The organism is Thermomonospora echinospora, assembly GCF_900108175.1.
GTDB lineage: Bacteria > Actinomycetota > Actinomycetes > Streptosporangiales > Streptosporangiaceae > Thermomonospora > Thermomonospora echinospora.
Window position 1 is genome coordinate 22,604 of record NZ_FNVO01000004.1, and the last position, 14,763, is coordinate 37,366.

Consider the following 14,763-nt stretch of genomic DNA (forward strand, 5'->3'; position numbering starts at 1 on the left):
TACGGGTGAGGAGTGAACGGTGCCCGACGCGCCCACGGGAAATGCGCGGCCTTTTCAGGGGAGCAGCAGCATAGGGGAGGTTGACACCCGAGTCCAGAGCAGTCAAGTCGGTGGGCAGACGCCGGGTGCGGGGCCGTGGAAGGGCCGCCGGCCGGCCCGGAGACATCGCGACCCCGAAAATGGCGGAGGCGAGGCGGGTGGCACGCCGCGAATGTGCAGACCCGCCCCGCGCGGGACACTTTACTCTCCCGTCAGGAGAGGCCACCGCCCGGATGATCGTGGCGCTCCCGACGCCGAACGAGCCCGCCGCCGCAGGAGGTCAGCGCGAGGATTTGCCGGTCCAGTCGATGCAGACGATGACGGCGTCGTCGGCGAGGTCGGTGTCCTCGTGGTAGTCGAGCAGCCCGCGCATGAGGGTGCGGACGGCCTCCGGCGGACCCTGCAGGCGTGTCTGGCGGAGCGCCCGTGCCAGCGCCAGCGAGCCGTAGGCCTCACCGCCGGGGGACAGCGCGCCGTGGACGCCGTCGCTGACGACGACGAGGCGGTCGCCCGGTTGCAGCGAGAACTCCTCCTCGGTGTACCCGGTGTCGTTGAACATGCCCAGCGGCAACTGGGGCTCCAGGGCGATCGGGTCGACGGTGTTGCCGCGCAGCCGGTAGACCAGCGGCGATCCGGCGTCGACGGCCGTGACGCGCCCCGTTCGCAGGTCGAAGCCGAGCAGGAGGGTCGCGGAGGTGAGCTCGCCGTGATGGTGGGCGTACACGATCTCGTTGGCGAGGGCCGCCTGCTCGGTGAGGCCGCTCCCCGAGCGGCGCGCGTTGCGCAGGGCGCTGACGGTCAGATGGGTGAGCAGCGCCGCCTGGGTGCCGCGGCCCATGCCGTTGGTCACCGTCACGGTGAGGTGGTCGGGGGCCAGCGCCCAGTCGAAGTTGTCGCCCCAGACGGCGTAGGCCGGTTCGAGCTGGCCGGCGAGGCTGAACTCGTCGCCGCTGCAGGTGCGCGCCGGCAGCAGATCCCACTGGATCTCGGCGGCGAGGGTCATCCGGGCGCGCCGCCGGATCTGCCGGTAGGCGTCGGTGTGGCCGTCGGCGATCTTGATCGCGCGGGCCAGGGCGCTGGCGACCGCCGCCAGCCGCAGGCGATGCTCGGCGCCGGGCGGTCCCGGCAGCTCGACCGTCAGGATGCCGAGCCGGTCGCCGTGCACGGTCAGCGGCAGGTGCAGGCGGTGCGCCGGGGAGCCGGTCACCGGCTCGGTGATCACCTGCTGGGAGGCGTAGGCCCGGCCTGCGGGACCGGCGTCCAGCGGCACCGGCTCGGCGTCGCCGGTGGCCGGGATCAGGTAGGCCATCCGGTAGTCGGCCAGCAGGGTTTCGACGCGGCTGGCGTCGAAGTGGGTCTTGACGAGGCGCGCGGCGGCCTGTGGCACGGCGTGCGGCCGGGCCTCCCAGACGGCTTCCTCAATGGCGCTGAACTGGTCTTCGGTCATGGGTGCCTCACTCGGGTACGACAGTCGAGACGACCCGGCGGGCGTATCCGAGTGCGTAACGGAGCTTACGTCAATGTGTCACAGTTGGGACATGACAGGCCTGCCCAGCGACCCCTCCCCGCTGGCCGGGCCGGGGGCCCTGGACCGGCTCGCCGCCGCGCTGGACGGACCGGCGGGGACCCTGGCGGCGGTGTGGAGCAGCGGCCGAGAGGTGATACCGGCCACCCAGCTACGGGTGCTGCTCATCGTGGAGCGGCACGGCGACATCAACCTCAGCGGGCTGGCCGCCGAGCTGGGGGCGCTGCCGTCCTCGGCCAGCCGGCTGTGCGACCGGCTGGAGGCGGCGGGGCTGCTGGTGCGCGACCCCGGCCGTGACCGCCGGGCGATCAGCCTGCGGCTCAGCCAGGACGGCCGGCTGCTGCTGGATCGGCTGCGCGAGCAACGCCGGCAGGAGCTGGGCCGGGTGCTCGCCCGGATGGCGCCGGCCGCCCAGATAGCGCTGCTCACCGGGCTGCTGCACTTCCACGAGGCGGCGACCGGAGACAAGGCCGACCCGTCCGCGGAGGTCTCCTGGCCCGCCTGACGGTCACCGGCCGCTGACCGTTCAACGGGGACCGGCCGCCCGCCACGCCCATGAGACGACCGTCACGGTCGTGCCCCGGCCCGGTGCGGTGTCGAGGGTGAACTCGTCCACGAGCCGGCGGGTGCCGCCGAGTCCCAGGCCGAGCCCGCCCCCGGTGCTGTAGCCGTCGGACATGGCCTGGGCCGGGTCCGCGATGCCGGGGCCGTCGTCGGTGCAGACCAGCCGGATGCCCCGCCGCCCCCCGGACTCGACCAGGGCGATCTCCGCCCGGCCGCCGCCGTGCAGCAGGGCGTTGCGGGCCAGTTCGCTGGCGGCCGTGACCAGCTTGGTCTGCTCCACCAGGCTCATCCCGATCTGCACCGCGCACTCCCGTACGGCCCGGCGTACGGCCGCCATTTCGACGTCGTTGGAGATCGGCAGCATGGCCGTGGAGACCGCGTCGCTCACGCCTGCACCGGCACGTCCCGCCCGCAGCCGTGCACCGTCCGCGGGAACGGCCGGCCGGCCTGTTCTCCCCGAGGCGGCGGCGCCTCGGCCGCCGTTCGGCCGGCACCGCAGAAAACGCCTCCGCTCACGCGTCAGCCCTTCTAGCCGCAGCTTCACGGAAACCGGAACGTCCGGCGGAACGGGACGCTCACGAGTTCTCCGGTCGGTGCGGAGCACCCGCACCGAACACGGTGGCCGCCCGCCGCCGACCGCCCGGCCCTCGCCCCAGGACCGGCACGCTCGACAACGGGACACCACCGCCGACACCGGGATGGTTGTCACGCGACAATATTAAAGGAACAGCAAAGCCACGGTGACCGAACCCACCGCACATCCCTCCCGAACCGCACCCTGCCGCCGTGCCGCACTGTGCCGCGCCGAGCCGGGCCGTACCGCCGGGCCGAGCCGTGCCGCGCTGTGCCGTACCGGATCATGCCGGGTTGTGCCGCCGCGCGGTGTCGCCGTGCCGTGTCGTCCCCGTGCCCGCCGGCCGCTCGGCCGAAACGGCCTGGTGACACGGCCTCTCCGGGTGAGTAGGCCGAGGTCGTGGGGGTAGGGGCGGCACCGCCCTCACCCGGGCCGGGCTTGAAGCCCACGAGTGAACGAGGAGGAAGCATGTCCCATGCCGACTTGCCACTGCCCGACTACGACCATCTGCCGGTCGCCACGCTGCAGCACCGGATCCGGACGCTGGGCAGGGACGATCTGCGACGCCTGCTCGACTACGAGAAGGAGCACGCCCACCGGATGTCCGTTCTCCAGGTGATGAAGGCCCGCCTGGGACAACTCGACGCCGGACAGGAGCCCTCCGGCGGGTCGGCGCGGGGGTCGGTGCCCGAACACCCGCCCGCCGCCGCGGGGGGATCGAAGGTGTCACCCAGCACCAGCGGCCCGCCGATGAACCCGCCCTCCCACGGCGACCCGACCAACCCGGCCCAGCCCCGCTGACCCCGCCGGGCGCCCCGCCGTCTCGAACGACGGGACGCCTCCCTCGTGCGGTGTGGTCAGGGGCGGGCGTCGTTCCAGCCGGTGAGCTCGGCGGGCCGGTTGGTGATGATGGCGTCGACGCCAAGGGTGTCCAGGCGCTTCCACAGGGAGGGGGAGTCGGCCGTCCAGGGCATCACCGCGACACCGGCCTTGTGCAGGTCGGCGACGATGCGGGGCCTGGCCAGGAGGGCTCCGTGGCTCGGGTTGTAGGCGGTCAGGCGGAGGTTCTTGGTGACGCCCACCGGGTCGGCGTCCAGGCTGCTGCGCAGCAGGCCGAGGGGGAGTTCGGGGGCCAGCTCGCGGGCGTACCTGAGGACGGAGACCTCGAAGCTCTGGACGAACACCCGCCCGGTCATGCGCTGGGCGCGGATCACCTTGACGATCCTGGCGACCTCGGCCCTGGTGTGCGGGCCCTTGATCTCCAGCAGCAGGCGGCCGCCCCGGGTGCGCAGGTCGGCCAGTTGCCCGGCCAGCGTGGGCACCTTCGCGCCGCGGTAGTGCGGGGCGAACCAGGACCCGGCGTCCAGCTTTCTGAGCTGGGCGGAGGTGAGAGCGCGGACGGGGCCGGCGCCGTTGGTGGTGCGGTCCACGGTCCGGTCGTGCATGACGAAGGGCACCCCGTCCTTGCTGGGCTGCACGTCGGTCTCGATGAGGTCGGCGCCCGCGCGGCGGGCGACCTCCTGCGCGACGAGCGTGTTCTCCGGCGCGGCCGAGGACGCCCCACGGTGGGCGACCACGGCGACCGGGCCGCCGCGCGGACGCAGATACCTGTTCGCGGCCGGCTTGGTGATCTTCACAGGGGTGAGGGGGACCGTGGCGCCGCCGATGACGAGGGCCCGGACCCCGCCGGAGCCGGCCGCGTCCCCGCCCACCGGCGTGGCGGCCGACACGGGGACGGCGAGGGACATCGTGCCCGCCGCGATGACCACCGTGCCGAGCGCCACCGCCGACCGGCCCCTGGTACGCCGCGGTGGACGCGGCAGAAGGCTGATGCTCATAAGCGCGGACGGTAAATTTCGGAACGAAACGCCCATCGGACGCGCAGTGAGCCCCATGGAAATATCGGGTGTTCGGGCAGTGACCGTCCGTCGCCGCACCCGGGCCGACCCGCTCGGCCGTGGCTGTCGTACCCAGCCCCTATGATTCTGGCTCGCCTGTTACTGCGACGAAGGGGAGCACATGGCCACCAAGGTCGTCATGGTCGACGACATCGATGGGTACGACGGAGAGGACGTCGCCAAGCGGGACTTCGAGGTGGCCGGTACCCAGTTCACCATCGATCTGGGAGACGCCAACCACAAGAGGCTCACCGAGACGCTGGAAATCCTCGCCCCGTACCTGGAAAAGGCGGTCGTCGTCAAGGCCGCGGGCCGCTCCCGCAAGAGCAACGCCGACGTCACCCCCCGGCTGCGGGGTTACACCAACACCGACGTCCGCGAGTGGGCCAAGCGCGAGGGCGTCGAGGTCAGCGTACGCGGCAAGATCGCCGACGAGGTCTACGAGCAGTTCATCGCGGCCCACCCGGACGCCCGCCCTGGAACGGACCCGCAGAGCGGCCCGCAGCTCCAGGACGAGCCGCGGACTCAGGACGGGTCGCAGCCCCAGGACGAGCCGGAGCCGCAGGACATGCGTTCCTGACCACGGCGTTCTCCGCGCTGCCGGGCACCACCGGCCGGTGGGCGTGCGCAGCTTCATGATGCCGAGGGCGGCGGTGGCCGTACCGTTGCGGCGGCCGAAGACCGGTGATTTACGCGATGCCGGTCATCGGCCTTCTTGCCACGATGCGGGCACCGCTTTCCTCCATGGAGGTGCCGATGTCTGGTTTGCCGACGGGTTTCCCGGCGAGGGCTCGTTCGCCGCTGTCATGGATGCGGCGGGGGGTGGTGTCGGCCGTTCTGCTGTTGTCGGCCGGCGGCCTGGCCGCCCCCGTGGCCGCGGAGGAGGGACCGACCGTCGCGACCCGGTACGGACAGGTCCGGGGAACGGCCGCGGAGACCGCCAACTCCTACCTCGGCATCCCGTACGCCGCGCCGCCGGTCGGGTCGCTGCGCTGGAAGCCGCCCTCCCCGCCCGCGCGCTGGCCGGGCGTCCGGGACGCGTCCACGCCGGGCAACCCCTGCATGCAGCGCGCCGAGCCCACGCCTTGGGGCAACCTGGCGGGGCCGGGTACGCCCAGTGAGGACTGCCTCTACCTGAACGTCTACACGCCCGCGAAACGGTCCGTGTCCAAGCGGCCGGTGATGGTCTGGATCCACGGCGGTGGCTTCACCATCGGCTCGGGGACCTTCTACGACGGCCGTGCCCTGGCGGCCAAGGGCGATGTGGTCGTCGTCAACTTCAACTACCGGCTCGGCGCCTTCGGCTACTTCGCCCACCCGGGGCTGGCGCAGGAGTCCGCCCAGGGGCTGGCCGGCAATTACGGGCTGCTCGACCAGCAGGCCGCCCTGCGCTGGGTGAAGGAGAACATCGCGGCGTTCGGCGGCGACCCCGGCAACGTGACGATCTTCGGCGAGTCGGCCGGGGGCGGCAGCGTCTGCCAGAACCTGATCTCGCCCCGCGCCGCCGGGCTGTTCGACCGGGCGATCGCCCAGTCGGGCTGCGGATTCCCGATGCCCACCCAGGAGGCCCAGCAGTCGAGCGGCTCGGCCTGGGCGACCTCGGCCCTGGGCTGCTCCGACGTGGCCTGCCTGCGCGGCAGGTCCGCCGACCAGGTGCTGGCCGCCTCGCTGAGCCCGGCCGCGCGCTGGACGCCGGTCGTCGACGGCAGGGTGGTGCCGCTGCAGGTGGCGCAGGCGCTCGGCACCGGACGGTTCCACCGGGTCCCGGTCATCCAGGGCACCACTGCCGACGAGGGGCGGCTGACCGTGGCGTCCACCTATGACCTGGCCGGAAGGCGGCTCACGGCGGAGGGCTACCCGGTGGCGGTCCGCCAGGCCTACGGCGACCGGGCCGAGGCGATCTTGGCCCGCTACCCGCTGTCGGACTACGGCACGCCCGCGGAGGCGCTGGGCGCGATCTTCACCGACTCCCAGTTCTCCTGCCTGTCGCACCAGACGACACGCCTGATGGCCGAGCACACCCGGGCCTACCAGTACGAGTTCGCCGACCGGCACGCCATGGACTACCTGAACCTGCCGGTCAGCTTCCCGATCGGCGCCCCGCACGGCTCGGAGATCCGCTACATCTTCGGCAACGTCTCGGGCACCCCCGCCCAGAACGCCCTGTCGGACCAGATGCTCGGCTACTGGACGAACTTCGCCCGGACCGGTCTCCCGTACGCGGGGAACGCCCCGCACTGGAGCGTCTTCCCCAAGGTGCAGGTGCTGGCGCCCGGCGCGATCGCCCCGAGCACCACCTTCCCGCAGGACCACAAGTGCGACCTGTGGATCCCGCCCTCGTCCTGACCACCTGAACCCGACGTGCGTCCGGCCCGGAGCAGACCGGGCCGGACGCACGCCGCCGAGGACGTGCCCGCCCTCGGACGTGACGGCCCGTCAGTGACAGGTGAACGTCTTGACCAGGCCGCTGCTCAGGTCGCAGGTCTTGCCCCGTACGGTCCCGTTCGTCTGGTGGAAGGTGAGCTCCCAGGTGCCGTTGTCATCGCGGAGCACCGCGTAGCCGTACACCCCTGCGCCGGTGGCGGTCTCCTGGGTGATCGACTGGTGGGCGCCGCACGACGGACGCCGATGGGAACGGGCGGCCGGAGGGTTCTCCTTTTCGCCCCGGGATCGTTCTCAGGTGATTTCGATCCCCGATTTCGTGCCACCGGATCGGGTGCGATCGTAATGCCCGCCGCGGCCGACAGAGCCGCACCCGTGGCAATGAAACGACAAAACGCGCAGGACGAGACGGGCGCATCGCGAAAGACCGGCGTTCCGGATCGGTGGTCGTTGCCGGGAGCGTCCGCTTCTAGGCTGGGACGCATGGCGAAGTACTTCGATGTGCATCCGGACAACCCGCAGCCGCGGGCGCTCCGTCAGACGGTGGACCTGCTGCGCGCGGACGGGCTGATCGCGTACCCGACGGACTCGTGCTTCGCGCTCGGCTGCCGGCTGGGCAACAGGGAGGGCATCGACCGGATCAAGGAGATCCGCCACCTCGACGACCGCCACCACTTCACCCTGGTGTGCAAGGACTTCGCGCAGCTCGGCCAGTTCGTCCAGATCAGCAACGCGCTGTTCCGCTCGATCAAGGCGGCGACCCCCGGCGGCTACACGTTCATCCTGCCGGCGACGAAGGAGGTGCCGCGCCGGCTGCTGCACCCCAAGAAGAAGACCGTGGGCGTGCGGATCCCCGATCATGTGGTCGTGCAGGCGCTGCTGGCCGAACTCGGCGAGCCGCTGCTGTCGAGCACCCTGCTGCTGCCCGGCGAGACGGAGCCCCTGACCCAGGGCTGGGAGATCAAGGAAAGGCTCGACCACGTGGTGGACGCCGTGCTCGACTCCGGCGAGTGCGGCGCCGTGCCCACCACGGTCGTCGACTTCTCCCAGGGGGAGGCCGAGATCCTCCGCCGGGGCACCGGAGACCCGTCCCTCTTCGAATGACGCGCTCCCCGGCCTTCGGCCCGCCTCGCCCGGCCTGAAGGTCGGACGAGGCGGGCTTGGGGCCGATCCCCTCAACTCACTGGGCAGAATCTGCGCATTCCGATATTCTGCAACGTTCTGCGTAACTTCCAGGGGTGCTGAGGGGACATGGCGGAGCCCATCGACGAACTGGCGAAACGGTCACGTAATTTCGGCTTCCTGCTGCGCCACGAGCCGCTGCTGGTGATGGACGGGGCCGCTGCCGAGTCGTATCTGTACAGCGATCCGGACGCGGCCCTGGCCAAGGCCCGCAGGTTCACCGAGACGCTGGCGAAAATGCTGGTCAAGCGCACGCAGACGCGGGTGCGCGGCACCACTCAGGACGCCCGGATCGCAGCGCTCACCGATGCGGGGGTGCTGGTCCCCAGCATCCGCCAGGCATTCGACCATGTCCGTATTTCGGGTAATCGGGCCGTCCATTCTCACTGGGGCGATGTGCGGGCGGCCCTGTCGTGCGTGCGTACGTGTTTCGAGCTGGGGGTCTGGTTCCACCGGGCGGTGACCGGCGAGGGCGCCCCACAGGGGTTCGTCCCGCCGCCCGACCCGGCCGCACGGGCCTCGGAGACGTCCGCCGAACGCGCCGAACTGGAGGAGCTGCGCCGGGAGCTGACCCGCCACCGCGAGCGGCTGACCGAGGTGATGGTGCACCGGGACGGCCAGCTCTCCAGGCTGGAGGCCGAGGCCCGCGCCCGCCGCCAGGCAGAGCAGGAGCTGGTCCGGGTGCAGACCGCCCGGGACGAACTGCGCGCCTTGGTGGAGCAGACCGACCGGAGGCTCAAGGAGGCCCAGGCGCGGTTCGCGGCGGAGCTGGAACGCGCCCAGAAGGTGAAGCCCGCTCACCGGGACGCCTTCATCGCGCGTGCCCAGCGGGCGGCCGGTGAGCCGCTGACCGAGGCCGAGGTCCGCACGCGGGTGGACGAGATGCTGCGGCTGGCCGGCTGGGCCGTCCAGGACGCCGATGCCGTCAATCTGTTCGCCGCCGACGGCGTGGCCGTCCGCGAGGTCGCAACGGCCGACGGTGTGGCCGACTACCTGCTGTACGTGGACCAGAAGCTGGTCGGGGTGATCGAGGCCAAGCGGGAGGGCACGATCCTGTCCCCGGTGGAGGCCCAGTCGGCCCGCTACGCCGACTCCCTGACCGCCTCCCAGCAGTTCGCCGCCTGGCGGATCCCGCTGCCGTTCCGGTACGAGACCACGGCGGTCGAGACGCACTTCACCAACACCCTCGACCCGGCCCCGCGCGCCCGCCGGGTGTTCTCCTTCCACCAGCCGCGGACCCTGTCCCGCTGGATGCGGGACGCGGACGGCGAGCCCGACGCCCCCACCCTGCGCGCTCGGCTGCGGGGGCTGCCGCCGCTGGACACCAGGGGCCTGCGCGCCGCCCAGGTCCGCGCCATCACCGGGCTGGAGACCTCGCTGGCCCGCGACGAGCCGCGCGGGCTGATCCAGATGGCCACCGGGGCGGGCAAGACCTACATGGCGGTCACCCAGATCTACCGGCTGCTGAGGTACGCCAAGGCGCGGCGGGTGCTGTTCCTGGTGGACCGCAACAACCTGGGCAAGCAGGCGTACACCGAGTTCGACAACTTCGTCACCCCCGACGACGGCCGCAAGTTCACCGACCTGTACAACGTCGAACGCCTCGGCGCCGCCGCGATGAAGGACTCGACCAAGGTCGTGATCTCCACCGTGCAGCGCCTGCACGCCAGGTTGCGTGGCGAGCCGGTGGACCCGGACGTCGAGGACGAGGCGTTCGACTCCTACGCCACCAGCGACGTGGTCGAGGTGGACTACAGCGCCGACCTACCGCCGGAGACGTTCGACCTGATCATCGTGGACGAGTGCCACCGCTCGATCTACGGGGTGTGGCGACAGGTGCTGGAGTACTTCGACGCCTACCTGGTGGGGCTGACCGCCACCCCGGTCAAGCAGACGTTCGGGTTCTTCCACCAGAACCTGGTCAGCGAGTACACCTACCGCGAGTCGGTGGCCGACGCGGTCAACGTCGACTTCGACGTCTACCGCATCCGCACCGAGCACGCCGAAAGCGGCGCCACCATCGACCGCGGCACCATCGTGCCGATCATGAGCCGGCCCACCCGCCGCAAGCGGTACGAGGAACTGGACGACGACCTGACCTGGACCGGCTCCCAGCTCGGCCGCAAGGTGATCAGCACCGGCCAGCTCCGGCTGGTGCTGCAGACCTTCCGCGACCGGCTGTTCACCGAGATCTTCCCCGGCCGGACCTATGTGCCCAAGACGCTGATCTTCGCCGTGGACGACAACCACGCCCAGGAGATCGTCGAGATGACCCGGACGGTGTTCGGCAAGGGCAACGACTTCTGCCAGAAGATCACCTACAAGGCCGCCGATCCGGACGCCCTGATCGCCGCCTTCCGCAACTCTCCGGACCTGCGGATCGCCGTCACCGTCAACATGATCGCCACCGGTACCGACATCCGCCCGCTGGAGTGCGTGTTCTTCCTCAACGAGGTCAAGAGCTGGGCGTTGTTCGAGCAGATGAAGGGCAGGGGGGCCCGTACCGTTGACCCGGCCGAGCTCAGGCAGGTCACCCCGGACACCGACGCCAAGACCCGCTTCGTCCTCGTCGACGCCGTCGGCGTCACCGACTCGCCCCGGGTGGACGCCACCCCGCTCGTCCAGCACAGTGACCGGCAGGTCAGCCTGGAGGCCCTCCTCAACAAGGCCGGCAACCTGACCATCAGCCCCGACGAGGCGTCCACCCTCGCCGGCCGCCTCGCCCGCCTCAACAAGCAGATCACCCCGGACGAGCGCGCCGAACTGGAGAACCTGGCCGGCCGCCCGCTCGCCGAGGTGATCGCCTCGGTGTCGAGTTGCGCCGATCCCGACGCCCTCCAGAAGGCCCACGAGGCCGGCGGCAAGAACGCCGTGCACGATCTGGTGGTGCGGGCCGTCCGCCCCCTGGCCGAAAACCGCGAGCTCAGGCGGCGCCTGCTGGAGATCCGCCGCGCCCACGACGTCTACTGGGACGAGGTCAACCCCGACACCCTCATCGAGGCCGCCGCCCAGGACCCGAAGCTGCGCGCCCAGGAGGTCGTCACGTCCTGGCGGGCCTACCTGGACGAACACCGCGATGAGATCACCACCATCGAGGTCGCCTACCGCAGCGGCGAGTCGGGCCGCACCGCCTACGCGAAGCTCAAGGAACTGGCCGCCCGTATCGCCCGTCCCCCGCACGAGTGGACGCCCGCGGAGCTGTGGAAGGCGTATGAACGCCTCGGCTTGGCCGCCGACAAGTCCGGTACGGGGCACGGCCCGATCGACCTGATCGGCCTCATCCGTTTCGAGCTGGGCCTGGACTCCCAGCCCACACCGCACCGCGCCGTCGTGGAGGAACGTTACGCCGCCTGGCTCGCCAGACAGCGGCAGGCCGGGGTCGTCTTCACCGCCGACCAGCGGTGGTGGCTGGACCACATCCGCGACGTGGTCATCACCCACGCCGCCATCGACCACACCGAACTCGACAAGCCCCCCTTCACCGACCGCGGCGGCATCGACGGCTTCCTGCACGCCTTCGGCGACGCCGACGCCGAAACCCTCCTGTCCGACCTCAACCGGAACCTCACCGCCTGACCGGTACCGGCCGTCCCCGGCAGATTGTCAGGGTGTCCCTGACGCCCTAGTGTGTCAGGGAAATCCTGACAATCTGGGAGTACGTCATGACGTCACCCGACACCCTGACCGAGCTCATCCGGTGCTCCTTCTGCGGCAAGCCGGACACCGAGGTCGCCAAGCTGGTCGCCGGCGCTGGAGTGCACATCTGCGACGAGTGCGTGGCCCTGGCCGCGTCGATCATCGAGGGCAGCCCCGCCAAGCCGGCCGGACCGCGCGCCCCCGTCTGGCAGGCGCTGACCGACGAGGAGATGCTGAGCCACATCCCGCGCGTCGCCGCGCACATCGACCAGGCCGAGGCCGACCTGCGCTCGTGGGTGCTGGAGCTGCGCCGCCGCGGCGTCACCTGGAGCAGGATCGGCGCCGCACTCGGGATCACCCGCCAGTCCGCCTGGGAACGCTTCTCCGGTGAGGAGTGACCCGCACCGAATCCCGACGGAGGCCGTCCGCCGTGCTGATGACAGGCACCGGCATGGCCGTGTTCGTGCTCGCCTGCGCCTGGTTACTGGTCACCGGTCACACCGGGATCGCGCCGTCCGCCGACCCGACCCCGGCGCCGCCCCCGCCTCCCTGTAGGCGGCGGTGCCGCCCCCGCTCGCCACCACCGCCCTGGCCCGCCTTGAGGTTCAGGCTCCGCTTCCGGTGTCGGTTCGTACCCGCGAGGCGATCCAGGCCATGGCGAGCAGCAGCACGGCCAGCACGGCCCAGTAGGCCGTGACCATGGGGCTCTTCAGCGTCTGTGGCAGGTCGGCGATCGTGGACAACTCGCCGGGCAGTACGTAGATCGCGGCGGCCAGGGCCCAGCGCGGGCTGCGGGTGACCGTGGTGACCCAGATCCCGGCGAGCAGCAGCCCGCCCTCCAGCCCTGCCCTGCCCAGCGATCCGAGTTCGGAGTAGAGATCGACGCCGAGCAGCGCGTCCCCGGCGAACGTCGCCACCGGAAGGGCGAGCCACCACCAGGAACGGGGCTGCAACTCGCGGGACCGCCGGGCCGCCAGCACGACGACCCCGGCCGCCATCAGCCAGTACGGTGTCAGCGATATCCAGCTGTGGTAGACGGTCGCGTTGCTCAGCAGGGGCCAGTCCGCTGAAGCGGCGTACCCGAACAGCATCGCGCGGCTCACCACGAATGCCGACCCCAGCGCGAGCGGCAGGGCCGCCCAGAGCCGGCCGCGCAGCAGCGCGAGCGTGAGGGCCATCGAGACGGCGACCCACGGCCAGGAGGAGCGTCCTTGCAGGACGATGTCGGCGCCGACATGGACCAGGTGGACGACGGCGAGGATCAGCACGCCCAGGTGCAGGCCGTCGGCCCACCAGCGCACCGGACTCTCGGTCGCCTGCCGTGCCCGTGCGGCCAGCCCCTCCCGGATGAGGGAGGCCGTCTCCCGCGGCGAGGGAACGCGCCGGCCGGGCGTGGACGTCTCCATGAGCGTGCCGATGATGTCGGCGCCGTGCCTGTCCCGGAAGGCGGCCGGATAGATCCGCAGCAGCGCCTCATAACGCCGCTCCAGCGGGGAGCGGCGCGGCCCGTGGCCCGCAGTGACCTCGGCGCTCATGCCGGCGCCGTCCCCGGGCGGGCGACCATCCGGCCTCGGACGATCTCAGCCGCCCGTGCCATGCGGGCCGCCTCCTGCGACACCGCCCGATGCCCCTCGTCGGTGATCCGGAAGTAGCGACGCTGCCGGCCGTCGACCGTCTCCTCCCGATCCACCGCGATCAGCCCGTCGCCCGTCATCCGGTCGAGAGCCCCGTAGAGGGTGCCGACGGCGAGCCGCACCCGCCCGCCGGACAGCTCCTGTGTGCGTTTGATGATCCCGTACCCGTGCAGCGGGCCCTCCAGGAGCGCGGCGAGGATGTGGTACGTCGCCTCGCTCATCAGTGGTGATCGTTTTGCCATGGCCGGGACCATATATCGACACTCGAAGTATCGCAAGGAACGCGTCGATCGAGCGCCGTCGGGACGCCCCGTCGATGTCCCGGTCCACCCGCCACATCGACCACCACGCTCGACCTGACCCATCGCCGGACCTGGCTGCAGACCCTGTACGGCAGGTGGCCGGCCATCGCAGGGAACGCGCGGACCCGCGCTCTCTCACGCAGCGCCGCCGGAATCCGGGAACCAGGGACGATCTCCACCGGTCCAACTCGGCAAAGGTGCCGTGGCCCCGGGAGGGAATCGATGGACGCCAATACCGTGACCGCCGTCTGCGCCGTTGTGATCGCCCTAGGCTCCCTCGCCGTCTCCGTCACGGAAACCCGGATGACCCGGCAGCACAACCGCCATTCGGTACGACCCATACTGCAACTGCGGCGAACGAAACTGCTGAACGACGTACCCGCCGGGCTGCGGGTCGTGAACTGCGGTCTCGGGCCCGCGATCATCACCAAGACGCTGGTCAGGCTGGACGGAAACCCGGTCGGGGGGTGGAACCTGCCGACCTACCGGCAGGTGACGGACGGATTTCCGATCCAGCCGAGGGTCACCACCCTCACCGACGGCGCCGCCCTGCCGGTCGGCCACGAAGCCTTCCTCCTGCGACTTGACGACTTCGAGGACGAGCGGCATTCCTGGTTCTGGGAACTGATCACCGTACGACTCCAGGTGGAGATCCACTACCAGTCCCTCTACGGCGGCAAAACCTTCGTAGCGACCACGACCCCCTGGCCGGGGAACCGCCCCACGCCCCAGTGAGGGCGGCCCCGGGCTGAAAACCATGGACACCGCCGCCGCGGTCCCATCGTCTACCTGCTGGGGCTGAGGGCTCACCGGTCGAGGTAGAGCAGCGAGCTGTTCCCAACATCAGGCGGTGTGGTGGTGCAGGGTGATGATCGCCTGGACGATGGTGGTGATCCGGGCTGGCGAACAACGGGCCTTCCGCAGGATGTGCCAACGCTTGAGCGTGGCGGCTCCTTGCTCGCCGACGGCGCGCACTTGGGCGTGGTGCCGGTTGAACAGCCTCTTGCGACGGCCGAGCCCGCTTCGG

14 protein-coding genes are annotated in these 14,763 nt (G+C 71.1%); 8 read left to right on the plus strand and 6 right to left on the minus strand.

The window, feature by feature from the left end:
- Positions 1–319: 319 nt before the first annotated feature.
- Positions 320–1,486, minus strand: a complete 1,167-nt coding sequence (locus C4U03_RS10315) for a PP2C family protein-serine/threonine phosphatase (protein WP_103937508.1) — start codon at positions 1,484–1,486, stop codon at positions 320–322.
- A gap of 91 nt (positions 1,487–1,577) precedes the next feature.
- Here C4U03_RS10315 and C4U03_RS10320 point away from each other — a divergent pair, with 91 nt between their 5' ends.
- Positions 1,578–2,069 (plus strand): MarR family transcriptional regulator, encoded by a 492-nt coding sequence (locus C4U03_RS10320; protein WP_103937509.1) that lies wholly within the window; start codon positions 1,578–1,580, stop codon positions 2,067–2,069.
- A gap of 21 nt (positions 2,070–2,090) precedes the next feature.
- Here the strand turns inward: C4U03_RS10320 and C4U03_RS10325 are convergent, their stop codons facing one another.
- Positions 2,091–2,516 (minus strand): ATP-binding protein, encoded by a 426-nt coding sequence (locus C4U03_RS10325; RefSeq protein WP_235017761.1) that lies wholly within the window; start codon positions 2,514–2,516, stop codon positions 2,091–2,093.
- Positions 2,517–3,170: 654 nt separating this feature from the next.
- On the opposite strand from C4U03_RS10325, the gene C4U03_RS10330 reads away from it, so the two are divergent.
- Positions 3,171–3,503, plus strand: a complete 333-nt coding sequence (locus tag C4U03_RS10330; RefSeq protein ID WP_103937510.1) for a hypothetical protein — start codon at positions 3,171–3,173, stop codon at positions 3,501–3,503.
- A 56-nt stretch (positions 3,504–3,559) separates the two neighbouring features.
- Here the strand turns inward: C4U03_RS10330 and C4U03_RS10335 are convergent, their stop codons facing one another.
- Complete coding sequence (locus C4U03_RS10335; RefSeq protein WP_200827185.1) at positions 3,560–4,540, minus strand: glycerophosphodiester phosphodiesterase; 981 nt, start codon at positions 4,538–4,540, stop codon at positions 3,560–3,562.
- A gap of 181 nt (positions 4,541–4,721) precedes the next feature.
- On the opposite strand from C4U03_RS10335, the gene C4U03_RS10340 reads away from it, so the two are divergent.
- The 5 genes from C4U03_RS10340 (at position 4,722) to C4U03_RS42435 (ending at position 12,198) form a co-directional block, all read left to right on the plus strand.
- Positions 4,722–5,180: a histone-like nucleoid-structuring protein Lsr2 gene (locus C4U03_RS10340; RefSeq protein ID WP_103937512.1), complete on the plus strand. Its 459-nt coding sequence runs from the start codon at positions 4,722–4,724 to the stop codon at positions 5,178–5,180.
- Between the two features lie 230 nt (positions 5,181–5,410).
- Positions 5,411–6,946: a carboxylesterase/lipase family protein gene (locus tag C4U03_RS10345; protein ID WP_235017763.1), complete on the plus strand. Its 1,536-nt coding sequence runs from the start codon at positions 5,411–5,413 to the stop codon at positions 6,944–6,946.
- A gap of 519 nt (positions 6,947–7,465) precedes the next feature.
- Positions 7,466–8,086 carry an L-threonylcarbamoyladenylate synthase gene (locus C4U03_RS10350; RefSeq protein WP_103937514.1) on the plus strand — a complete coding sequence of 207 codons (621 nt, stop codon included), beginning with the start codon at positions 7,466–7,468 and terminating at the stop codon, positions 8,084–8,086.
- A 147-nt stretch (positions 8,087–8,233) separates the two neighbouring features.
- Positions 8,234–11,740 (plus strand): DEAD/DEAH box helicase family protein, encoded by a 3,507-nt coding sequence (locus tag C4U03_RS10355; protein ID WP_103937515.1) that lies wholly within the window; start codon positions 8,234–8,236, stop codon positions 11,738–11,740.
- Between the two features lie 86 nt (positions 11,741–11,826).
- A complete protein-coding gene (locus tag C4U03_RS42435) occupies positions 11,827–12,198 on the plus strand; it encodes a ClpX C4-type zinc finger protein (protein WP_103937516.1) in 372 nt (123 codons plus the stop codon).
- Between the two features lie 207 nt (positions 12,199–12,405).
- Here C4U03_RS42435 and C4U03_RS10365 read toward each other — a convergent pair whose 3' ends face one another.
- Positions 12,406–13,335, minus strand: a complete 930-nt coding sequence (locus tag C4U03_RS10365; protein ID WP_103937517.1) for a hypothetical protein — start codon at positions 13,333–13,335, stop codon at positions 12,406–12,408.
- Entirely contained in the window at positions 13,332–13,655 is a 324-nt protein-coding gene (locus tag C4U03_RS10370; protein ID WP_235017764.1) for a PadR family transcriptional regulator, read from the minus strand. The genes C4U03_RS10365 and C4U03_RS10370 overlap by 4 nt, the downstream gene beginning before the upstream one ends.
- Positions 13,656–13,958: 303 nt before the next feature.
- Between C4U03_RS10370 and C4U03_RS10375 the strand changes: the two genes are divergently transcribed.
- Positions 13,959–14,471, plus strand: coding sequence for a hypothetical protein (locus C4U03_RS10375; RefSeq protein WP_103937518.1), 513 nt, complete (start codon positions 13,959–13,961; stop codon positions 14,469–14,471).
- A gap of 108 nt (positions 14,472–14,579) precedes the next feature.
- Here the strand turns inward: C4U03_RS10375 and C4U03_RS41725 are convergent, their stop codons facing one another.
- A complete protein-coding gene (locus C4U03_RS41725) occupies positions 14,580–14,711 on the minus strand; it encodes a hypothetical protein (protein ID WP_407701421.1) in 132 nt (43 codons plus the stop codon).
- Between the last annotated feature and the right edge of the window lie 52 nt (positions 14,712–14,763).